A 21,747-nucleotide genomic window follows, 5' to 3' on the forward strand; every position below is an offset into this window, starting at 1 on the left:
CGTCTCGGGTCATTCAGGCCACCACCCGCCGTGTGCGCCCCGCCACGGCGCGTCCCGTGAGCCCGACCACAAAGGGGAGCCGGCGTCGACGGACGGATCGATCCCGCCCAGACTCTTGCGCAGAGCCCGTGAGGTGTGAAAATTTCCTACCAGCGGCAGATTGTCAACGGCGAATCTTGCCGTCTGTGCCGCGACGAACCCCTGACACGGGAGCCCCAACGAAGGGACACACCGCATGAAGGCAACTCGGCTCGGAGCCGCCGGGCTGGCCGCCGCACTGCTCGGCGCGCTCGTCGCCGCCACCCCGGCGAGCGCGGCGCCCGACGCGGCGACCACCGCCGCCTCCACCACCTCCTGCGTCACCGACCCGGCCACGCCGAAGCGGCAGTTCCGGGCCATGTGGATCTCCTCGGTCGTCAACATCGACTGGCCGAGCAAGGCGTCCCAGACCTCGCCGGACCGCGTCGCCACGCAGCAGGCCGAGTACCGCCAGCTGCTCGACCTCGCCGAGCGGCTCAACCACAACGCCGTGGTCGTCCAGATCCGGCCGACCGCCGACGCGTTCTGGCCGTCGCCCCACGAGCCCTGGTCGGAGTACCTGACCGGGGTCCGCGGCGAGAACCCGGGCTGGGATCCGCTGAAGTTCGTGGTCGAGGAGGCGCACAAGCGCAACCTGGAGTTCCACGCCTGGTTCAACCCGTACCGCGTCTCCATGCCCGCCCCGGGCGGCGCCGGCGCCGACATCAACCAGCTCGCGCCGAACCACCCGGTCCGCGAGCACCCCGAGTGGACCTTCGCCTACCCGCCGGCCGGCGTCGCCGGCAGCCGGCTCTACTACAACCCCGGCATCCCCGAGGTCCGCGAGTTCGTGCAGACCGCGATGATGGACGCGGTCAAGCGGTACGACGTCGACGGCGTGCACTTCGACGACTACTTCTACCCCTACCCGAGCGGCACCCACCAGGTGCCCGACGACGCCACCTTCGCGGCGCACAACCGGGGCTTCACGAACAAGGCCGACTGGCGGCGGGACAACATCAACCTGCTGATCCAGGAGATGAACGCCAAGATCAAGGCCGAGAAGCCGTGGGTGAAGTTCGGCGTCAGCCCGTTCGGCATCTGGCGCAACCAGTCGGCCGACCCGCTGGGCTCGGACACCACCGGCAGCCAGTCGTACGACATCATCTCCGCCGACACCCGCAAGTGGGTCAAGGAGGAGTGGATCGACTACATCGTGCCGCAGCTCTACTGGTACATGGGCCAGTACCCGGCCGCCGACTACACCCGGCTGGTGCCGTGGTGGGCGGACGTGGTCAAGGGCACCCGGGTGCAGCTCTACATCGGGCAGGCCGACTACAAGAGCGGTGACCCGGCGTACGGCTCGTTCTGGATGAACCCGCGGGAGCTGTCCAACCACCTGACGCTGAACCGGCAGTACCCCGAGGTCCTGGGCAACGTCCACTTCTCGGCCGTGCAGGTGCGGGCCAACCGGCTCGGCGCGACCGACATCTACGCCGCCGAGCACTACTCCCGCCCGGCGCTGATCCCGACCATGCCGCACCTGCCGAAGAAGCCGCTGCTCATGCCGGTGGTCACCAAGGCCGCGCGGCAGTCCGACGGGGTCCACCTGAACTGGCTCCAGCCGGCGGACGGCGTGGGCCCGCTCGGCACCGCCACGTCGTACGCGGTCTACCGCTTCGACGGGGTCGGCCTGGCCGGCCGGTGCGACTTCGCCGACGCGGCGCACCTCGTCGACACGGTCCGCGCCGACGCGGGCACCCGGAGCCAGTCCTGGGTGGACACCACCGCCGAGGCCGGCAAGCGGTACACCTACTACGTGACCGCGCTCGACCGACTGGCGAACGAGAGCCCGGCCAGCCCGCCGGCGTTCGTCCGCTGACGTCCCACCGAATGCCCCGGGTGCCCCTGGCACCCGGGGCATTCGTCTGTTTCGACGCCTGTCACCAAATGTCGGCGGGCACCGCACCCCGCGGAGCCATTCATGATCGACACTGTTCGGCACTCCGGTGACCCGCCGGTAACCCCCGTCCCGCCCGCACATCCCCCGCGGAGGTACCCGTGCCCAGACGCCTCACCACCCTGCTCGCCTCGGCCGCGCTCACGATGCTCTTCGTCTTCGGGGTCTCCTCCCCCGCCGCCGCCGTCACGACCTCGCAGAAGCTGTCCGTCCTCTCCAGTTGGACGCAGACGAGCGCCACCAGCTACAACTCCTGGAACTCCGGCCGGCTCAACCAGGGCGCCTGGGCCGCGTACGGGTTCAACTGGTCGACCGACTACTGCTCGTCCAGCCCGGACAACCCGCTCGGCTTCAGGTTCAACCTCTCCTGCTACCGGCACGACTTCGGCTACCGCAACTACAAGGAGATGGGCCAGTTCTCGGCCAACAAGGCCCGCCTCGACGACGCCTTCTACGCCGACCTCAAGCGGGTCTGCGCCACGTACAACGCCGCCGTGCGGCCCGCCTGCACCAGCCTCGCCTGGACGTACTACCAGGCCGTCAAGGCCTTCGGCTCCCTCGCCGCCGTGCAGCAGGCCGACATCGACCGCGCCGCCCGGATGAAGGCCGACGGCGAGCGCCGCGCCGGCCTGCGCTGACCGACCCGTACCGCCCAGGGGTTCCGCGTCCCCGGCCCACCCGGGCGACGCGGACCCCGACCGCCGGGGGTGCCGTCAGGCGTGGCCGGTGTGGTGCCGGCGACGGTCCGGGGCGACGGACTGGCGGGGAGCCACGCGGGCGGGACCGGCGCCGAACCTCGCCGAGCCCACCGCCAGGTCCGGATGCTCGACCGCGAGGGCCAGCGCCGCCGCCTCCTCCAGCCCCAGCTCGGTCCCCTCGCCGTACGCGCCGTCGAAGGCCGCGTCCCCCAACTCCCGGCGCAGCTCCCCCTGCCGCTGCGCCCAGTAGCCGCCGTAGATGCCCGGGGCGCAGCGCATGCTCGCCCGGGTCGCCCCCGCCGCGCCGAACAGGCGGGCCGCCGTCAGGCCGTCGCCGCCGGCCGCGCAGCGCACCGCCATCGCGTTCAGCGTGTCGCAGGCCCGACCGTGGAAGCCGTGGCTCATCCGCGACCGCAGCGCCACCTGGAGGTGCTCGTGCGCGGCGACCAGGTCCCCGCGCGCCAGGGCGACCATCCCGAGCAGCATGTCGACCGAGCGGCGCCCCCGCTCCACCGGGCGGGCCGCCTCCACCGGGCGGGCCGCGCCCAGCAGCTCCGCCGCCTCGTCCAGGGCGCCCCGCCGCCAGAGCAGCTCGGCCAGGCTGAACACCCCGAAGAGCGCGTCGCCGAGCACCTCCTGGCCGGACGCCCAGTCGATCACCTCGCGGCAGATCCGCTCCGCCTCCGCGAACTGTCCCATGTCGACCAGCGGGGCCGCCCGCCCGGCGAGCACCCGGGCGAGCAGGCCGGCGTCGCCCGCCTGCCGGGCCGCCGCCTCCGCCCGCTGGGAGTAGCGCAGCTCCTCGCCGAACTCACCGTCCCCGCCGGCGTGCAGCGAGTGCATGTGGTACGCCGCCGCCAGCTCGGCCTCCGGGATCCGCTCCCCCGTCTCGGCGATGCGCCCGTACAGCCGGAACAGCCAGAGCCGCCCCTCCCGGGCCAGGCCCCGCTCCCGCCACCACTGGTCGAGTCCCCCGGCCAGCCGCAGGCCGGCCCGGGCACTGCCGCCGGTGGCGCACCAGCGCAACGCGGCGCGCAGCTCGCCGGCGAGCGGGTCGAGAGCGTAGAGCGACAGGGTCACCGGCCGCCCGTCCGGCCCCAGGTGGGCGCGCTCCAGCGCGTGCGTCGACCACGCCACGTGCCGGTTGCGGGCCGACCGCTCCTCCCCCGCCTCCACCAGCCGCCGCGCCGCGTACGCCCGGATGGGGTCGAGCATCCGGTAGGTGCTGCCCGAGGCGTGCGGCTCCGCCAGCACCATCGACTTGTCGACCAGCACCGAGAGCGGATCGAGCGGGTCGTCGCCGAGCAGCCACTCCACCGTCGCCAGGTCGACCGGGCCGGCGAAGACCGCCAGCCAGCGCAGCAGCCGGGCGGCGCGCGGCCCCAACGTGCGGTACGACCAGGTGACCGTGGCCTGCATGGTCAGGTGCCGTTCGGTGGCGGAACGCTGCACCGCCCGGACGGCCAGGCTGGGCGCCACCATCCCCACGGCCGCCGCCACCAGGTCCACCGTGTCCTGCCGGTCCGGCTCCACCGGGCGGTCCGGGTCCTCCCGGCCCGCGTCCAGGGTGCCCAGCACGTCGTCGAGGCGCTCGGCGAGCTGCCCGACGGAGAGCACCCGCAGCCGGGCGGCGGCCAGCTCTATGGCGAGCGGCAGCCCGTCCAGCCGCCGCACCACCCGCCGCAGGTCGGCCGACTCGCCCGGGTCCGGCGGCCGGCCGCCCCGGGCCGCCGCCGTCCGGTCCAGCAGCAGCGCGACCGCGTCGCTCTCCGCCCCCTCCGTCGGCGGGTCGACCGACAGCGACGGGATCCGCCAGACCACCTCGCCCGGCAGGCCGAACGACTCCCGGCTGGTGGCGAGCACCCGGACGCCCACCCCGCCGGCGAGCAGCCGGGAGATCACGTCGGCCGAGGCGGCCGGCTGGGCGTCGCAGGTGTCCAGCAGCACGAGCATCCGGCGCGCGGCGGCGTACTCGACCAGCGTGTCGACCATCGGGCGGCCCGGCTCGGGACGCAGACCGAGCACGGCGGCGACCTCGAACGCCACCAGACCCGGGTCGGTGACGGCGGCGACGTCGACGAACCAGACACCGTCCGGGTGGGACTCCACCAGGTCGACGGCGAGCTCCACGGCCAGCCGCGTCTTGCCCGCACCACCCGCGCCGAGGACGGTGACCAGCCGGTGCGCCTCCACCAGCCGCCTCAACTCGGCCCGCTCGGCGTGCCGGCCGACGAACGAGGTGACCGGGGTCGGCAGGTTGTGCGCGCTCGCGTCGGCGGTGCGGGGCCGCGGGAACTGCCGCTCCAGGCCGGGCGCGACCAGTTGGTAGAGCCGCTCCCGGTCGTCGAAGCCGCGCAGCCGGTGCAGGCCGAGGTCGTGCAGGGACGCGTCGGGCGGCAGCGGCTCCGCGTGCCGCGCCGTCGCCGCCGAGCAGAGCACCTGCCCGCCGTGGGCGGCGGCGGCGATCCGGGCCGCACGGTGCACCTCCGGGCTGACGTACTCGCCGTCGCGCGGCTCCGCCCAGCCGGTGTGCAGCCCCATCCGGACCCGGGGCACGGCGTCGGCGGTGGGCCACTCGTGGCTGGCCAGCGCCCGCTGCGCGGTCAGGCAGGCGGTCAGCGCGGCGGTCGCGTCGTCGAAGGCGAGGAAGAACGAGTCCCCCTCGGTCAGCAGCTCCGCGCCCTCGGTTGCGGCGATCGTGCGACGCAGCAGGCGGCGGTGCTCCCGCAGCACCGGCGGATAGTCCGGCCCGAGCAGCTGGGCCAGCCGGGTGGAGCCCTCGATGTCGGTGAAGACGAAGGTCACCAACCCGCTCGGGAGATGGATCCGTGGCGACATGGTGGAACCTCCGCCCGTGACGTCGGACTCATGCTGCCTGATACCGGACCATCACGCATCGTGAGAACGGTCGGGCCCGGCCCGACTACGGACCCACCGGTCAGCAGCCGCAGCCACCGCCGCAGCAACCCCCACCGGCCGGCGCCGGCGCGCCACCGGCCGCACCGCCGCCGCCCCGGCCGGTGACCGCGACGGTGGAGAGGAGCTTGACCGTGTCGGCGTGCCCCTGCGGGCAGGACGCCGGCTCAGCGGCCTGCGCCATCGGACGGTTGACCTCGAAGGTGTCGCCGCAGGCGCGGCAACGGAACTCGTACCGGGGCATGGCACCAGGGTACGACCGGTCCTGACGTACGGGGGGACATGGGTGATACTCAACTTGTGGCGGACGGCGAGGACAGGACGACCCTTCGGCCCCTGCGGCCGGCGGCACCGATCGACGGACCGCTCGCGGGTTCCGGCGCCGCGCCCGAACCCGCGACGCGGTTGCCCCGTCCCCGCCGCCCCTGGCTGAGGTCCACGGCCGCCGGCGACACGAGACCGGCCGCCGACACCACGCCCGCGACGGAGCCCACCGCCGAGGCGAAGCCGGCCACCGGAACCAAGCCGGCCACCGGGCCCACCGCCGACGCGAAGCCGGCGGAGAAGGCGACGCCGGCCGAGAACGCGAAACCGGCCGCCGACGCGAAGGCGGTCACCGAAACCAGGCCGGCCACCGAGCCCTCCGCCGCGACGCGGCCGGTGGAAGAGGCGAAGCCGGGCGAGAAGGCGACGCTGGCCGAGAAGGCGAAGCCGGGCGACGGGCCGGCCGCCGACACGGAGCCGGCCGAGAACGCGAAGCCGGGCGACAGCGCCGGCACGGCCGCGAAGCCGGACGACAGCGCCGGCCCGGCCGCGAAGCCGGGCGGCGGGACCGCCCCGGGCACGAAGGCCGGCGGCGCGGCCGGGGCCCCGACTACCGGGTCCGGGGCGAAGACCGGTGACGACGCCGCCGCGGCTTCGGTCACGGGCGCGGGCGACCTCGCGGAGACGAAGGTCGACGTGCCCGCCACGAAACCGGCCACCGGGCCCCGGCGCCGCCGGGTGCAGTTCGCGCACGCCGTACGCCGGCCGCCGCACCGCGTCGCGATGGCCGCCGCCCGCGCCACCCGCGACTGGTCGCGGCGGCCCAGCGGCCGGCTCACCCTGCCCGGCGTGTTCCTGCTCGCCCTGGTCGCGGCGACGGCCGCGGCGGGCGCGCTGCTGGTGCCCGCGACGGCCCGGGGGCCCCGTCCGGTCGCGGTCGACGCCACCTCCGTCGCGCCGACCACCGTTCCGCAGGCCCCGCTGCCCGGCGGCACGCCGCTACCCGGCGGGACGGTGCTGCCCGGCGGCACGCTGCCGCCCGGCCCGCCCCTCGGCGGGACCACCGGCCGGCCGGCCGACGCACTCGCCGGCTGGGCCGCCGAGGTCGGGCCGAAGGTCGGCATCTCGCCGGTGGCCATGCAGGCGTACGGCTACGCCGAGGTGGTGCTCGCCCAGACCAACCGCAGCTGCGGGTTGAGCTGGACCACCCTGGCGGCCATCGGGTTCGTCGAGTCGGGACACGGCCAGGCCAACAACGCCCGGCTCGGCCAGGACGGCAAGGCGCTGCCCGAGATCATCGGTCTGCCGCTGGACGGCAACGGCGGCCGGATGCGCATCGCCGACACCGACCGCGGTGTGATGGACAAGGACCCGGTCCTCGACCGGGCGGTCGGGCCGATGCAGTTCATCCCGACGACCTGGCAGGAGATCGGGGCCGACGCCGACAACGACGGCGTGAAGGACCCGCACGACCTGGACGACGCCGCCCTCGCCGCCGGCAACTACCTCTGCAAGGGCGGCCGGAACCTGACCATCCCGGCCGACTGGTGGAACGCGATCCTGTCCTACAACGACGTCCGTCGGTACGCCCAGGACGTCTACGACACCGCCAACCGTTACGGACAGGCCAGCCGCACGTGAAGTGATCGTCCGCATACATTGGAGGACTGGACACTTCCCCCGGGCAGCCGTTAGCGGCAAGCTAGACGGGTGATGGTGCGCGAGTGGGACCCCAGGACCGCGTCGTCCGCCGAGATCGCGTCGCTGCTGGACACGCTGAACGCGGTCCTGGCGGCCGATCTGCCGCAGGATCCGCCGTGGCGGGAGAGTTCCATGCGGGAATACCTCGCCGAGGTGATGCCCGGCGAGCGGCGGATCTCCTGGGTCGCCCAGGCGGAGCAGGCGGCCGACGGCAGCCCGGGGGCGATCCTGGGCCACGTGCACGTGCTGCTGCTCGGCGACATCGGGGTGCTTGAGGTGCTGGTGCACCCGTCGGAGCGGCGCACGGGCCTCGGGCGGGACCTCGTCCTGACCGCCGCCCGGCGGGTCTACCAGGAGGGCTTCCAGTCGATCGGGGTGGAGGTGGTCGGCGACACGCCGGCCGTCGCCTTCTACGAGTCGCTCGGCTTCTCGAAGGAATACGTCGAGACCCGCAGCGTGCTGGACCTGTCCGGCGTGGACTGGGCCGAGCTGTCCGAGATGGCCACCGGCATCAGCGCGGGCTACCACCTGGAGTTCCACCCCGGCGGCCCGCCGGACGAGCTGATCGAGGCGTACGCGCGGGCCAAGGCCGAGGTGCGCGACGTCGAGGATGGCGAGCTGCGCCCCAGCTCCTACGACCCGCAGCGGCTGCGGGACAGTCTGGACTGCCTGCACCGGCGGGGCATGAAGCCCTACATCGTGCTCGCCCTGCACGAGCAGACCGGGGAGGTCGCGGGGCTGACCGAGGTGGTCGTGCCGGCCCAGCATCCCACCCGCGCGGACCAGTACGACACGATCGTCGTGCAGGACCACCGGGGCTACGGCATCGACCGGGCGATCAAGGCCCGGATGCTGATGGAGCTGCGCTCGGCGGAGGCGGAGCTGACCGAGGTGCAGACCTGGAACGCGCAGGCCAACGAGGCCATGCTCAAGGTCAACGCCGAGTTGGGCTACCGCCCGGACCGCGAATGGTGCGAATACAGCATCGACGTGGCCGAGCTGGTGCACCGCCTCGACGCCGGACGCTGACCGGAACGTTCACTAATCCGTCCGCTGGGGGATGGACGGCGGTCAGCACCGACCCTTAACGTGCGTTAGTTCCCCGTCCACCCATCGTGGAGGCCCCATGCGCCCGCGCCGCACTCTTGCCGCGCTCGCGACCGCCACCGCCGCCGTGACCGTCACGGCCGTCGGCGTCGCACCCACCGCGGCCAGCGCCGCGCCCACCGACCTCTTCATCTCCGAGTACGTCGAAGGCTCGTCGAACAACAAGGCGATCGAGCTGTTCAACGGCACCGGCGCCGCCGTCGACCTGGCCGCCGGCGGCTACCAGCTCCAGCTGCACTTCAACGGCTCCACCACGCCGACGAACCTGGCCCTCACCGGCACCGTCGCGGCCGGCGACGCCTTCGTCCTCGCCGCCGCCTCGGCCGCGCCGGGCATCCTGGACCGGGCCGACCAGACCACGAGCGCCAGCCTGTTCAACGGCGACGACGCCATCGTGCTGCGTCGGGGCGGCACCGTGCTCGACTCGATCGGCCAGGTCGGCGTCGACCCGGGCACCGAGTGGGGCGCGGGCGTCACCAGCACCGCCGACAACACGCTGCGCCGGTCGGCCGCCGTGACCTCCGGCGACACCGACCCCTCCGACGCGTTCGACCCGGCCGCGCAGTGGACCGGCTTCCCCGTCGACACGTTCGACGGCCTCGGCACGCACACCGTCGACGGCGGCGGCCCGGTGGACGCGCCCGCCGCGCTCGCCTGCGGCCCGACGCTGGTGACCTCCGCCGGCACGGCGGCCACCCGGGAGGTCACCGCCACCGACGCGGACGACCGGATCGTCGACCTGGCGGTCACCTCGGTCAGCCCGACCCCGGCCACCGGCTCCGTCAGCCGCTCGGCGGTCACCCCGGCCGACGCGGTCGGCGGCACCGCCCGGGCCACGGTCGCCACGAGCGCCGACCTGGCCGCCGGGGCGTACACCGTGGTCCTGACCGCCACCGACGCGGACGGCGGCACCGCCACCTGCACCCTGTCCGTGCAGGTCACCCGGGAGCTGACCGTCGGCGAGGTGCAGGGCCCGACCACCGACGGCGAGTCCGGCCCCGCCGACCGGTCGCCGCTCGCGCCAGCGTCCGGCAACGGCACCAGCAGCACGCTGTACGACGTGCGCGGCGTGATCACCCAGCGCACCCTGGCCCGCGACTCGTCGGGCCGCGACCAGCACGGCTTCTTCCTCCAGAGCCGTTCCGACGCCACCGACGGCGACCCGACCAGCTCGGACGGCATCTTCGTCTTCATGGGCTCGTTCACCTCGCTGATCGGCGGCTACGTGCCGACCGTCGGCGACGAGGTGGTGCTGCGCGCCCGGGTCTCCGAGTACTTCAACTTCACCCAGCTCTCCGGCGCGTCGCTGGTCCGCCGGATCGCCTCCGGGGTGGACGTGAACGCCGAGGTCGAGGTGACCGACGCGGTGCCGCCGGTCGAGGTGGCGGCGGCGCAGCGCTTCTTCGAGCGGCACGAGGGCGCCCGGCTACGGGTGCGGGCCGGCAGCGGCGCGGTGAGCGGGCGCAACGTCTTCGCCTCCACCGCCGACGGCGAGATCTTCGTGATCGACCGGGACGACCCGCTGCTCGACCGCGCCGACGCGTACGCCCGCCGGGTGTTCCGGGACGCACACCCGCTGGACAACGACCCGGGCCGCCGCTTCGACGACGGCAACGGGCAACGGATCCTGCTCGGCAGCATGGGCGTCAAGGGCAGCACGGGCGACAGCGGCGCGCTGCTCCCGCCCGCGCGCACGTTCGACACGCTGACCGCCGACGCGGTCGGCGGGCTCTACTACTCCTTCGAGAAGTACGGCGTGCAGGTCGAGGCCGCCGCGTTCACCGGCGGGGCCGACCCGTCGAAGAACAACCCGCCGAAGCCGGCCAACCGGTCGGAGGAGGTCGCGGTCGCGACCTACAACGTCGAGAACCTGTACGACTACCGCGACGACCCGTTCGACGGCTGCGACTTTGCCGGCAACGCCGGCTGCACCGGGGTGCGCCCGCCGTTCGACTACGTCCCGGGCAGCGAGCAGGAGTACCGCGAGCAGCTCGCCGCGCTGGCCGACCAGATCACCGCCGACCTGCACTCCCCGGACCTGATCCTGGTGCAGGAGGCCGAGGACCAGGACATCTGCTCGGTCTCCGGCGGCGCGCTGGTCTGCGGCAGCACGGACAACGCCGACGGCGCGCCGGACAGCCTCCAGGACCTGGCGCTGGCCATCACGGCCGCCGGTGGCCCGGCCTACCAGGCCGCGTACGACCGCACGGGCGCGGACGCCCGGGGCATCACCGCGGCGTTCCTGTTCCGCACCGACCGGGTGTCGCTGGCGGCGCCCACCGCCGGCGACCCGCTGCTGGGTTCGGCGCCGACGGTGCGGTACCGGGGCGCGGGGCTGCCGGGCAACGCGGACGTGCAGAACCCGAAGGCGCTCAACGCGGTGCTCCCCGCCGACGTGGACACGTCCACCGGCAAGGACGGCGACAACGTCTTCACCCGCGCCCCGCAGCTCGGCAGGTTCACCGTCGCGGCCGCCCCCGGCTCCGCCGAGCGGTACACGCTGTGGGCGGCGAGCAACCACTACTCGTCGGGGCCGGACAGCCGGGTCGGGCAGCGCCGGGAGCAGGCCGCGTACGGGGCCGCGATCGTCACCGCCATCGAGGCGTCGGACCCGCACGCGCGGGTGGTCTACGGCGGGGACCTGAACGTCTTCCCCCGCCCCGACGATCCCATCGCCACGGCGGCCGACCCCACCCCGTCGGACCAGCTCGGGCCGCTGTACGAGGCCGGCATGCGCAACCTCTGGGACGACCTGCTCGCCGACGCGCCGTCGTCGGCCTACTCGTACAGCTTCGAGGGGCACGCGCAGACGCTGGACCACCTGTTCGTCAACGGCGCGCTGCACCGGGACCTGGTGCAGGTGCGGGCGGCGCACGTCAACGCCGACTGGCCGGCCGACCACGCGGCCGACGGCAGCCGGGGCTCCAGCGACCACGACCCGCAGGTGGCCCGCTTCCGCTCCCGGGCGTCGTTGAGCGTCAGCGACGCGTCGGTGGTCGAGGGGGACCGGGGCAGCCGGCCGCTGACCTACACGGTCACCGTGTCGCGCCCGCTGTCCCAGCCGGTGCTGCTCTGCGCCGCCACCTACGGCACCACGGCTCAGGCAGGTGCCGACTACGACCCGTACGTCGGCTGCAAGGTCCTGGCCGCCGGGCAGACCTCGCTGGCGTTCCCGGTGGCCGTGCACGGTGACCGGAAGCGGGAGGCGGACGAGAAGCTGAACCTGGTGGTGGCCGGGGTGCCGGGCCTGCGCCTGGCCGACCCGCTCGCCGTGGGCACCATCACCGACGACGACTGACGTCGCACCGGAGCCCGTCCCGACGGCCCGCCGCCCAGGAGTTTCCCGGGTGGCGGGCCGTTCGCTCACCTCGGGAAGCGTGGGTCGGGCAGCCGCGGCGGTGGGGGTACGCGCGGCGGCGGGGGCACGCTGCGGTACTTCGCCACCCGCACCTCCCACTGGCTGCGCCGCCGCATGGCGTCGCGGACCCTGCGGTCGCGGTAGAACGTCTCCGGCGGGCGGGCCAGCCCGTAGATGTCCGCCCACCACTCGCCCGGCTCGGGGTCGAGAATGGTGTCCAGGTGCGAGGGGTAGCGACGCCCCGCCCCGTCCCGGGTGTCCTGCCAGTCCCGCATCGGCTTCAGCACCCGCCCGAACTCGTCGACGACGGCCAGTCGGAACCCGGCGACCCCGATGATGCGGCGCAAAAGCAGGATGCTCGGCACCAGCCGGCCCGCCTCGATCCGCCCGACGGTGGAATGGTTCACCCCCGCCCACCGGGCCAGCTCCCGCTGGCTGAGGCTGGCGTACCGCCGGACCGCCCTGACGATGCCCGCGGCCGGCCACGGGGTGTCGAACGGCTCGGTCAGCATCACGGGCCGCTCACGCGATCCCGCCGCCTGGTCGGTGACCGCCGCCCGGTCGACGCGCGACGGCCCGGCGGAGCCCGACAGCCCGGCGGGAGCGGACGGCCCGGCGGGAGCGGACAGCCCGGCGGGAGCGGACAGCCCGGCGGGAGCGGACGGCCCGGCGGGAGCAGACAAATGGTCGGAGCCAGGCAGTTGGTCGGAATCCTGGGACCGGTCACGTTCCGGTTCGGCGGGAAGCTCGGTCATCCTGTGACGGTCCCGGCCGCGACGCCTCTCCCGCAATCCCGCCCGCTCCGCCTGTGGACAACTCAACCGCCTGTGGAAAACCAGCGACGGGTCCTGCCCGCTACACCCGGGAACGCCCCAGCACGGTAACGCTGCGTAACAGGCGCAACGCCTCGGCCATTCGCTACGCTGAGTAATGACAGCCTCGGGCCTGAAGGGGCCTGCATCACCGCCGACGACGTCGACAGCGCCCTGACCTGCGAATCCAGCGCTAAGCCCTCTCGGGGCCAACCAACCCTTGCGCGCCCTTTGCTCTGCATTCCCATACGCACCAGGCACGCAGGGTTGCCGGTGCGCATCAGGATGCAGAGCAAAGCGTCCGAAGGGCGGTGGCACTCGGGGCACAGGGCGAGCACTCAGCGTTACGGGTGAACGCCTGCTGCTGACGTACGAGCCGGGTTTCTGCTCGAAGCCGGCGACCAGCGCCGACGCCCGCGTATGCCAGCGACGACGACAGCGACCAGCACCAGCACCAGCCCTTCGACCTGGACAACGAGCGGGCAGGTGAGGATCCGGCGAGTGCCCTGGAACGGGCGACGGCGGAGTGGGCCGGCTCAATCAGAGCACTGCCCCTCTGCCCCGGACGCGTCAGAGCCCCGAAGTGGCCGGACCAGGTAAGGCCGCGCCAGCCAGGTGAGGTCGGGCCAGGCCGCGCCAGCCAGGTCAGGTCGGGCCAGGTTGGTCGGCCAGGCCGAGTCAGTAGCGCTGGCGGAGGAGTCCGGCGGCCTCGACCGCCCAGTAGGTGAGGATGATCTGCGCGCCGGCCCGACGGATCGAGGTGAGCGTCTCCATCATCACCCGCTCCCGGTCGATCCAGCCGTTCGCGGCGGCCGCCTCGACCATCGCGTACTCGCCGGAGACCTGGTAGGCCGCGACCGGGACGTCCACCGCCGCGCGGACCGCCGACACCACGTCGAGGTACGGCAGTGCCGGCTTGACCATCACCATGTCGGCGCCCTCGGCGACGTCCAGCTCGACCTCGCGCAGCGACTCCCGCAGGTTGGCGGGGTCCTGCTGGTAGGCGCGGCGGTCGCCCTCCAGGGCCGACTCCACCGCGTCCCGGAAGGGGCCGAAGAAGGCCGAGGCGTACTTGACGGCGTACGCCAGCACGGCCACGTCCTGGTGGCCCGCGGCGTCGAGCGCCCGGCGTACCACGGCGACCTGGCCGTCCATCATTCCGGACGGCCCGACCACACCGACCCCGGCGGCGGCCTGGGCGACCGCCATCTCGGCGTACGCCTCCAGCGTGGCGTCGTTGTCGACGCTCCCGTCGGGGGCGAGCAGGCCGCAGTGACCGTGCGAGGTGAACTCGTCCAGGCAGAGGTCGCTCATCACCACCGTGGCGTCGCCCACCTCCGCCACGACGTCGCGGATCGCGACGTTGAGGATGCCGTTCGGGTCGATCCCGCCGGACCCGGTGGGGTCCCGCCGCTCCGGCACGCCGAAGAGCATGATGCCGCCGACGCCCGCCTGGACCGCCTCGGCCGCGGCCTTGCGGAGCGAGTCCCGGGAGTGCTGGAGCACCCCCGGGAGCGACGCGATCGCCCGCGGTTCCGTCAGCCCCTCCTTGACGAACATCGGCACGACCAGCTCGGCCGGGTCGACACGGGTCTCGGAGACCAGCCGTCGGATGGCCGCGTTGCGGCGCAGCCGGCGGGGCCGGATCTCGGGGTACGGCATCACGGACCTCCTGCTACGACTACCGGAACCTCAGGGCGGTCGGCCCCTGCACCTTCGAGCCACGACGCTGCTTCGCCGGCATGGCGGCGAGCTTCTCGCGCAGCTCGACTGCGTAGGCGGCGAGCGCCTCCACCAGATCGGGGACCGAGGCGTGCTGCGGCTGGACGTCGACCCGCAGGCCGAACTCCGTCGCGGTCTCCGCCGTCTTGGGCCCGATCACTGCAACGACCGTACGGGCGTGCGGCTTCCCCGCGATACCCACCAGATTGCGCACCGTCGAGCTGGACGTGAAGAGCACCGCGTCGAAGCCACCCGACTTGATCGCGTCCCGGATCTCGGCGGGCGGCGGGGCGGCCCGGACCGTCCGGTAGGCGGTCACGTCGTCGACCTCCCAGCCGCGCTCGGTGAGCCCGGCGGCGAGGGTCTCGGTGGCGATGTCGGCGCGCGGCAGCAGCACCCGACCGACCGGGTCGAGGATCTCGTCGTGCGGCGAGAACTCGGCGAGCAGACCCTCGGAGGACTGCTCCCCGGACGGGATCAGCTCGGGCTGGATGCCGAACGCGCGAACGGCGTCGGCGGTCGCCTCACCGATGCAGGCGATCTTGACGCCGCCGAAGTGCCGGGCGTCGAGGCCGTGCTCGGCGAACTTCTCCCAGACGGCGCGGACCGCGTTGACGGAGGTGAAGATCACCCAGGCGTACCGGCCGTCGACCAGGCCCTTGACCGCCCGCTCCATCTGGGCCGGGGTCCGCGGCGGCTCGACCGCGATGGTCGGCACCTCGCAGGGGATGGCCCCGTACGCGCGCAGCCGCGCACTCATCACGCCGGCCTGCTCCTTGGTGCGGGGCACGAGGACCTTCCAGCCGTACAGCGGCCGGTTCTCCCACCAGCTCAGCTTGTCCCGCTGGCCGACGCCCTCGCCGACGGTGAGGACCACCCGGCCGGTGAAGCCGAGCGCCGCCGCGACGAACGAGTCGACGGTCGAGGTGGTGGTGTACTGCGTCTCGCCGGTGCCGTCGCCGGTCACCCCGACGCCGGTGGTGCCGTCCACCCCGGCCGCGAGCAGCCCGTCGCGGATCGCGGCGAGGTCACCGGCGTCCACGGCCAGGGCCAGCGAGCCCCGCCCGACGGCCGCGGCCAGCGCGTCGAAGTCCAGCGCGCTGACGTCCTCGACGTCGGCCGCCGTCCGTACGCCCGGCAGCGGCACGCCCGCGTAGGTCGCCACCCCCTCGGCCTGGCCGACGCCGGGGACCACCTCGAAGTGCGCGGCGGTCCGCGCGACAGCCTGTACCTCCTTGACGACCGACTCGTGGCCGAACGGGTCGCCGGCGACCAGGTGCACCGCGTTCAGCCCGGAACGGGCCGCCGAGATCAGCACCTTCGCCACGTCACCCGGCGCGCCCTCCGCCGGAGTGAACTGGGCGTCTTCCCTGGCCTGGGCGCGGACGGCGTCGAGCAGCGACTCGGGGACTCCCCGGTCGTACACCACCTGGTCGGCGTCGACCAGGGCGTCGTGCGCCCGGCGGGTCAGCAGGCCCGGGTCGCCGGGACCGGCCCCGACGAAGGCGATGCGGCCTACGGGCTTACGGGTGCGGGTCATTCTGTGCTCCCAAATTGCTGGGTCCCCGGGCCGGCGTGTCCATCATGGCCGAGGATCGAGTCGGCGCCGAGGTCGAGGAGTTCGGCGGCGAGTGCCTTGCCGATTTCCGCCGCGTCGGCGAGCGTTCCGGTGCGGGACAGCCGGAGGTCTCTCGTGCCGTCCGGACTGATCACCGCCCCGCGCAGATAGATCTCCTGGACGACATCGCCCTCGGCACCCGAGCCGGTTGGCTCGCCTTCGGCGACGACGGCGTAGGCGGCGACCGGAGCGGAGCATCCGGCCTCCAGGGTGGCCAGCAGCGCCCGCTCCGCGGTGACCGCGGCGTGGGACGGTGCGTGGTCGAGCACGGCGAGCAGCTCGACCAGGTCCGTGTCGTCGACCCGGCACTCCACCGCCAGCGCGCCCTGGGCGGGCGCGGGCAGCATCAGCATCGGGTCGAGCGTCTCGGTGATCGCGTCGGTACGCCCGATCCGGGCCAGCCCGGCCCGGGCCAGGACGACCGCGTCGAGGTCGGCCTCCGGGCCGAGCACCCGCGCGAGGCGGCTGTCGACGTTGCCGCGGATCGGGGTGACCTCCAGCTGCATCCCGAGGGCGTGCAGCTGGGCGATGCGGCGCAGCGCGCCCGTGCCCACGGTCGCGCCGGAGGGCAGCTCGGTGAGCGTCCGGCCGTCCCGGGCGACCAGCGCGTCCCGCGGGTCCTGCCGCGTCGGCACCGCCGCGATGTGCAGCCCGGCCGCCGCCGCGGTGGGCAGGTCCTTGTAGGAGTGCACCGCGAAGTCGATGGTGCCGGCGGTCAGCGCGTCGCGCAGGGCGGAGACGAAGACGCCGACGCCGAGCCGGTGCACCGGAGCGGACGAGCGGTCGCCGGCGGTGACCACCTCGACCAGCTCGACGGGCCGGCCGGTGGCGGCGGTCAGGGCCTCGGCGACGTGGCCGGACTGGGCCATCGCCAGCTTGCTGCCCCGGGTACCGAGGCGCAGGGGCGTGCTCATCGCTCACCTCCGATGGGCGGGACGTCGACGGAACCCGTCGACGGTGGAATGTCGGCGTGCCCGAACGGCGGCGGGACGTCGGCGAGGCCGAACGGCGGCGCGGCGTCGCCGGCCACGATGTCGGGGACGTTGTCGACCGGGGACGTCTGCGGCACCTGGAGGTCGAACAGCTCGCGCAGCAGGGCCGCGTACTGGTCGCCGCCGGGTTCGGCCGCCAGCTGGCGCACCCGCACGGTCGGCTGGTGCAGCAGCCGCTGCACGACCCGGTGCACCGTCCGGGCCACCTCGGCGCGCTGGTCGTCGGTGAGGTCCGGGCGGCGCTGGGCGAGCCGGCGCAGCTCGGCGCCGACCACGTCGTCGGCGCGGCCACGCAGGGCGGCCACCGTGGGCGCCACGTCGGCGCCACGCAGCCAGGTGAGGAAGGCGTCGACCTCGCCGGCCACGATCCGCTCGACGGCGGCGGCGTCGGCGGCGGCGGGTCCGTCGGCGAGCAGCGTCGCCATCCGGTCGATGTCGATGACCTCGACGCCGGGCAGCTCGGCGACGCCGGCCTCCACGTCGCGCGGCACGGCCAGGTCGAGCAGGACCAGCGGCCCCCGGCCGGGGTCGCGCCCGGCGAGCGCCCGGGTCACCACGTCACGGGTGAGGACCGCTTCGGTGGCCGCGGTGGCGGCCACTACGATGTCCACTGTGGAGAGAACGGTGGTCAGCTCCGCCATCGGTGCCGCGCTGGCCCCGTACGCCTCGGCCAGCCGGACGGCCCGGTCGGCGCCCCGGTTGGTGACCGTGAGCGGCCCGGCACCCAGCCGGGACAGCGTGGCGACGCCCAGCGAGCCCATCGCGCCCGCGCCGACCACCAGCGCGGGACGGCCGGCGAGGTCGCCGTCGAGGTGCCCGGCGGCCAGCTCCAGCGCGGCGGTCACCACGCTCTGGCCGGCCCGGTCGATCCCGGTCTCGGCGTGCGCCCGCTTGCCGACCCGCAGCGCCTGCTGCATCAGCTCGTGCAGCAGCCGCCCGGCGGTGTCGGCCCCGGTCGCGGAATGGTAGGCGTCGCGGAGCTGGCCGAGGATCTGCGCCTCGCCGACCACCATCGAGTCGAGCCCGGCGGCGACCCGGAAGACATGGTCCACGGCGGCGGCGTCGAAGTGCACGTAGAGGTGGTTGGCGAGCGCGGCGGGCTGGCAGCCGGCCTGCTCGGCCAGCACCGCGCAGATGTCGCCGAGGCCGCCGTGGAAACCGGACACGGCGGCGTAGATCTCCACCCGGTTGCAGGTGGAGACGAGCACGGCCTCGGTCACGTACGGCTGGGCGACCAGGCGGTCCAGGGTGCGGGTGAGGTCCGCGGGGCCGACCGCGAGCTGCTCCAGCGTGGCGACGGGAGCGGTGCGGTAGGACGCGCCGACGACGAGCAGTTTCACGTGCCTATCGCCTCCTGCGGGTCGGTGACGGCGAGCCCCCCGGGCAGGGCGGTGAGGGCGGACCCACCGGTGGCGGGCAGCGCGGTCAGCGATGCCTTGCGGTGCTCGTGGAAGGACAGGATCTGCAGCTCGATCGCGAGGTCGACCTTGCGCACGTCGACCCCCTCCGGGACCGAGAGTACGCACGGGGCGAAGTTCAGGATGCTCGTCACACCGACGGCCACGAGCTGGTCCGCCACCGCCTGGGCGGCCGGGGCCGGGGTCGCGATCACGCCGATGGCGATGGCCTCCTCGACGGCGACCCGGGGCAGCTCGTCGATGTGCCGGACGACCAGCCCGTTGATCTCCTCGCCGACCCGTGCGGGGTCGGCGTCGAAGAGGGCGGCGATCCGGAAGCCGCGGCTGGCGAAGCCGTCGTAGCCGGCGAGGGCGTGACCGAGATTACCCACGCCGACCAGGGCGACGGCCCGCCGCTGGGTGAGCCCGAGCACGTATTCGATCTGGTCGACCAGCAGCGCCACGTCGTAGCCGACGCCACGGGTTCCGTACGAGCCGAGGTGCGAGAGGTCCTTGCGGAGCTTCGCGGAGTTCACGCCGGCGGCGCTGGCCAGACCCTCGCTGGACACGGTCTCGTGGCCGGTTTCGGCGAGGTTGTGCAGGGCACGGAGGTATTCCGGGAGCCGCGCGACGGTCGCCTCCGGCAGATCCGGGAGCGCCGGTACGGCACCGGCGCGGCCGGGCGCGCCAGGGTGACGGTGCTGACTCATGAGACTCCGTGCGGTGCGATCCTCGGCCAACTCGCGCGGCCGGCCGTTTCGGGATCCCCGCTGGCGACCGAGATTGCCGGCTGTGCTAGCAGGGCGCGTCGGAACTACAGAGTAGGCGCTTGTGAAGGCGTGCACAAATCGCGATCTTGAAAGCTCGCGACCCGGCTTCACCAGCCCCTCCATTCCGCAAGATCGATCCGGTGGCCGCCGCCGGCCGCCGCCCGGCCCGCGGGCGACGCCGATGGCGCCGGCGCGCCGATTATTGCTCAATTAAGACTTCTCTGACCAATCACGCGGCCCACGGCTTGCCCACGATGCGGTCACGGTAGGGCCAGCCCTACGCCGGAGAGGCGGGCCGACGGGATGGGTCGGCCACCCCGCGCTGCCTAGCCTCTTGACATGACCGCCGTACCCGTCGCCGCCGATCATCCCGTGCCGGCGCCGACCATCTCCCGACAGCTCCTGCTGGACTCCGGCTACGTGCTGCTGGGCCTTCCGCTGGCTCTCGCCAGCTTCGTCGTCCTGCTGGTCGGCCTGGCTGCCGGGCTGGGACTGGTCGTGACGGTGATCGGCCTGCCGATCCTCAGCGGCACCCTCTACGCCGCCCGGGGCCTCGCCGACATCGAGCGTCTCCGCCTCCCCACCGTGCTGCACCAGGCCCGGATCCGCCCCCAGTACCGGCTCCCCGAGCCCGGCGCGAGCGCCTGGCGGCGGATCTTCGTGCCGATGGGGGACGCGCAGTCCTGGCTCGACCTGGCGCACGGCATCCTCAAGCTGATCGTGGCCATCGTCACCTTCGTGGTCACGCTGGTCTGGTGGGCCGGCGCCGTCGCCGGCACCCTCTACTGGGCGTACGACTGGACGCTGCCGCACGGCGACCCGGAGGACGTCGGCCTCCCCCAGCTCCTCGGCCTCGGCGAGTCGACCGTCGCCCGGATCGGGCTGCACACCGCGATCGGGCTGTTCTTCCTGATCACCCTGCCGATCGTGGCCCGGGGCTGCGCGCTGCTCCAGGCCGGCTTCGGCCGTGCCCTGCTAACGGGCGTGGCCGAGATGCGCAACCGGATCACCGTGCTGGAGGAGCAGAAGCGGGCCGCCGTCTCCGCCGAGGCGAGCGCGCTGCGCCGGCTGGAGCGGGACATCCACGACGGCCCACAGCAGCGCCTGGTCCGACTCGCGATGGACCTCAGCCGGGCCCGCCAGCAGCTCGCCACCGACCCGCAGGCCGCCGGGCGCACCCTGGACGAGGCGGTCACCCAGACCCGGGAGACGCTCGCCGAGCTGCGCGCCCTGTCCCGGGGAATCGCGCCGCCGATCCTGGTCGACCGGGGACTGCCCAGCGCCCTGGCGGCACTGGCCGGGCGCGGCCTGATCCCGATCGAGCTGCGGGTGGACCCGGAACTGGCCAGCCCGGCCGGCCGGCTCGACCCGGCGGTGGAGAGCACCGCCTACTTCGTGGTGTCCGAGGCGCTGACCAACGTCGCCAAGCACAGTCGGGCGACCGAGTGCCAGGTCACCGTGGCCCGGCACGACGGGCGGCTGGAGGTCGACGTCGACGACGACGGGCAGGGCGGCGCCCACCTGGCCAAGGGGCACGGGCTGGTCGGCATCGCCGACCGGGTCCGCGCCGCCGGCGGCCGGCTCTCCGTTGTCAGCCCGGCCGGCGGGCCCACCAAGATCCGCGCGGAACTCCCGCTGTGAGCCGCACGTGGTAGACAACAGGACATGCGAATCGTGATCGCGGACGACGCGGTGCTGCTCCGGGAGGGGCTGGTACGGCTACTCACCGAGCGCGGGCACGAGGTGGTGGCCGCCGTGGCCGACGGCGACGCGCTGGTGGTGGCGGTGGTGGCCCACCGGCCCGACGTGTCGATCGTCGACGTCCGGATGCCGCCGTCGCACACCGACGAGGGGCTGCGCGCGGCGGTGGAGGCCCGCCGGCTGGTGCCCCGCACCCCGATCCTGGTCCTCTCCCAGTACGTCGAGGTGTCGTACGCCGACGACCTGCTCGCCACCACCGGCGGCGGCGGGGGCGGCATCGGCTACCTGCTCAAGGACCGGGTGGCCGCGATCGACGAGTTCCTCGACGCGCTGGACCGGGTGGCCGCCGGCGGGACGGTGCTCGACCCCGAGGTGGTCGGCCAGCTCTTCGCCCGACGCCGGCGCGACGACCCGCTGCGCGAGCTGACCCCACGCGAACGGGAGGTGCTCGCGCTGATGGCCGAGGGCCGCTCCAACACGGCGATCGCCCGGACCCTGGTGGTCACCGACGGCGCCGTCGAGAAGCACGTCCGGAACATCTTCACCAAGCTCCAGCTCCCGCCCGACACGGAGCAGCACCGGCGGGTCCTGGCCGTGCTGGCCTACCTGCGCAACTGACCGGACGCCCGGCGCGACGCCGCGCGGCCGACACCGGTGCCCCCGGCCCGCCGCAGGACCCGACGCCACCTGCCGACCCGCCGACCTCGCACCGC

Annotated in this window: 15 protein-coding genes; 7 read left to right on the forward strand and 8 right to left on the reverse strand. The window is 74.0% G+C overall.

Features of this window, described 5'->3' with window-relative positions; genetic code table 11:
• The first annotated feature begins 235 nt into the window (after nt 1-235).
• Together AB0883_RS06525 and AB0883_RS06530 are read left to right on the forward strand one after the other, a co-directional pair.
• Nucleotides 236-1,900: a family 10 glycosylhydrolase gene (locus AB0883_RS06525; RefSeq protein WP_366639906.1), complete on the forward strand. Its 1,665-nt coding sequence runs from the start codon at nt 236-238 to the stop codon at nt 1,898-1,900.
• A 179-nt stretch (nt 1,901-2,079) separates the two neighbouring features.
• Nucleotides 2,080-2,616 (forward strand): phospholipase, encoded by a 537-nt coding sequence (locus AB0883_RS06530; protein WP_366639908.1) that lies wholly within the window; start codon nt 2,080-2,082, stop codon nt 2,614-2,616.
• Nucleotides 2,617-2,691: 75 nt separating this feature from the next.
• Here AB0883_RS06530 and AB0883_RS06535 read toward each other — a convergent pair whose 3' ends face one another.
• Together AB0883_RS06535 and AB0883_RS06540 are read right to left on the reverse strand one after the other, a co-directional pair.
• Nucleotides 2,692-5,514: an adenylate/guanylate cyclase domain-containing protein gene (locus AB0883_RS06535; protein ID WP_366639910.1), complete on the reverse strand. Its 2,823-nt coding sequence runs from the start codon at nt 5,512-5,514 to the stop codon at nt 2,692-2,694.
• Between the two features lie 100 nt (nt 5,515-5,614).
• A complete protein-coding gene (locus AB0883_RS06540) occupies nt 5,615-5,836 on the reverse strand; it encodes a zinc ribbon domain-containing protein (RefSeq protein ID WP_121399970.1) in 222 nt (73 codons plus the stop codon).
• Nucleotides 5,837-5,997: 161 nt separating this feature from the next.
• Between AB0883_RS06540 and AB0883_RS06545 the strand changes: the two genes are divergently transcribed.
• The 3 genes from AB0883_RS06545 to AB0883_RS06555 all read left to right on the forward strand — a co-directional run bounded on the left by AB0883_RS06545 (nt 5,998) and on the right by AB0883_RS06555 (nt 11,962).
• A complete protein-coding gene (locus tag AB0883_RS06545; protein ID WP_366639912.1) occupies nt 5,998-7,497 on the forward strand; it encodes a lytic murein transglycosylase in 1,500 nt (499 codons plus the stop codon).
• A gap of 72 nt (nt 7,498-7,569) precedes the next feature.
• Complete coding sequence (locus AB0883_RS06550; RefSeq protein ID WP_366640319.1) at nt 7,570-8,586, forward strand: GNAT family N-acetyltransferase; 1,017 nt, start codon at nt 7,570-7,572, stop codon at nt 8,584-8,586.
• Nucleotides 8,587-8,683: 97 nt separating this feature from the next.
• Entirely contained in the window at nt 8,684-11,962 is a 3,279-nt protein-coding gene (locus AB0883_RS06555; protein WP_366639913.1) for a lamin tail domain-containing protein, read from the forward strand.
• Between the two features lie 65 nt (nt 11,963-12,027).
• On the opposite strand, the gene AB0883_RS06560 is transcribed toward AB0883_RS06555, so the two are convergent.
• The 6 genes from AB0883_RS06560 to AB0883_RS06585 form a co-directional block, all read right to left on the reverse strand.
• Nucleotides 12,028-12,777 (reverse strand): helix-turn-helix domain-containing protein, encoded by a 750-nt coding sequence (locus tag AB0883_RS06560; RefSeq protein ID WP_366639915.1) that lies wholly within the window; start codon nt 12,775-12,777, stop codon nt 12,028-12,030.
• Between the two features lie 735 nt (nt 12,778-13,512).
• Nucleotides 13,513-14,496, reverse strand: coding sequence for a porphobilinogen synthase (gene hemB, locus AB0883_RS06565; protein ID WP_121399974.1), 984 nt, complete (start codon nt 14,494-14,496; stop codon nt 13,513-13,515).
• A gap of 19 nt (nt 14,497-14,515) precedes the next feature.
• The gene (locus tag AB0883_RS06570) at nt 14,516-16,096 is read right to left on the reverse strand and encodes a uroporphyrinogen-III synthase (RefSeq protein ID WP_366639917.1); all 1,581 of its coding nucleotides are present in this window, start codon (nt 16,094-16,096) and stop codon (nt 14,516-14,518) included.
• Nucleotides 16,093-17,088 (reverse strand): hydroxymethylbilane synthase, encoded by a 996-nt coding sequence (gene hemC, locus AB0883_RS06575; RefSeq protein WP_366639918.1) that lies wholly within the window; start codon nt 17,086-17,088, stop codon nt 16,093-16,095. Before hemC ends, AB0883_RS06570 begins: the two co-directional genes overlap by 4 nt.
• Nucleotides 17,085-18,506: a glutamyl-tRNA reductase gene (locus AB0883_RS06580; RefSeq protein ID WP_366639919.1), complete on the reverse strand. Its 1,422-nt coding sequence runs from the start codon at nt 18,504-18,506 to the stop codon at nt 17,085-17,087. Before AB0883_RS06580 ends, hemC begins: the two co-directional genes overlap by 4 nt.
• Nucleotides 18,503-19,273, reverse strand: a complete 771-nt coding sequence (locus AB0883_RS06585) for a redox-sensing transcriptional repressor Rex (RefSeq protein ID WP_121399977.1) — start codon at nt 19,271-19,273, stop codon at nt 18,503-18,505. Before AB0883_RS06585 ends, AB0883_RS06580 begins: the two co-directional genes overlap by 4 nt.
• Nucleotides 19,274-19,672: 399 nt before the next feature.
• On the opposite strand from AB0883_RS06585, the gene AB0883_RS06590 reads away from it, so the two are divergent.
• Nucleotides 19,673-20,974 carry a sensor histidine kinase gene (locus tag AB0883_RS06590; protein WP_366639921.1) on the forward strand — a complete coding sequence of 434 codons (1,302 nt, stop codon included), beginning with the start codon at nt 19,673-19,675 and terminating at the stop codon, nt 20,972-20,974.
• A gap of 24 nt (nt 20,975-20,998) precedes the next feature.
• Entirely contained in the window at nt 20,999-21,652 is a 654-nt protein-coding gene (locus AB0883_RS06595; RefSeq protein WP_366639922.1) for a response regulator transcription factor, read from the forward strand.
• The last annotated feature ends 95 nt before the right edge of the window (nt 21,653-21,747 follow it).

The organism is Micromonospora sp. NPDC047812 (assembly GCF_040704175.1).
Taxonomy (GTDB): domain Bacteria; phylum Actinomycetota; class Actinomycetes; order Mycobacteriales; family Micromonosporaceae; genus Micromonospora.

What these genes read in the sequence shown, in the direction of transcription:
- AB0883_RS06525 (WP_366639906.1), top strand. Translation starts at nt 236, where the DNA reads ATGAAGGCAACTCGGCTCGGAGCCGCCGGGCTGGCCGCCGCACTGCTC.
- AB0883_RS06535 (WP_366639910.1), bottom strand. Translation starts at nt 5,514, where the DNA reads ATGTCGCCACGGATCCATCTCCCGAGCGGGTTGGTGACCTTCGTCTTC.
- AB0883_RS06540 (WP_121399970.1), bottom strand. Translation starts at nt 5,836, where the DNA reads ATGCCCCGGTACGAGTTCCGTTGCCGCGCCTGCGGCGACACCTTCGAG.
- AB0883_RS06550 (WP_366640319.1), top strand. Translation starts at nt 7,570, where the DNA reads ATGGTGCGCGAGTGGGACCCCAGGACCGCGTCGTCCGCCGAGATCGCG.
- AB0883_RS06555 (WP_366639913.1), top strand. Translation starts at nt 8,684, where the DNA reads ATGCGCCCGCGCCGCACTCTTGCCGCGCTCGCGACCGCCACCGCCGCC.
- AB0883_RS06560 (WP_366639915.1), bottom strand. Translation starts at nt 12,777, where the DNA reads ATGACCGAGCTTCCCGCCGAACCGGAACGTGACCGGTCCCAGGATTCC.
- hemB (WP_121399974.1), bottom strand. Translation starts at nt 14,496, where the DNA reads ATGCCGTACCCCGAGATCCGGCCCCGCCGGCTGCGCCGCAACGCGGCC.
- AB0883_RS06570 (WP_366639917.1), bottom strand. Translation starts at nt 16,096, where the DNA reads ATGACCCGCACCCGTAAGCCCGTAGGCCGCATCGCCTTCGTCGGGGCC.
- hemC (WP_366639918.1), bottom strand. Translation starts at nt 17,088, where the DNA reads ATGAGCACGCCCCTGCGCCTCGGTACCCGGGGCAGCAAGCTGGCGATG.
- AB0883_RS06585 (WP_121399977.1), bottom strand. Translation starts at nt 19,273, where the DNA reads ATGAGTCAGCACCGTCACCCTGGCGCGCCCGGCCGCGCCGGTGCCGTA.
- AB0883_RS06590 (WP_366639921.1), top strand. Translation starts at nt 19,673, where the DNA reads ATGACCGCCGTACCCGTCGCCGCCGATCATCCCGTGCCGGCGCCGACC.
- AB0883_RS06595 (WP_366639922.1), top strand. Translation starts at nt 20,999, where the DNA reads ATGCGAATCGTGATCGCGGACGACGCGGTGCTGCTCCGGGAGGGGCTG.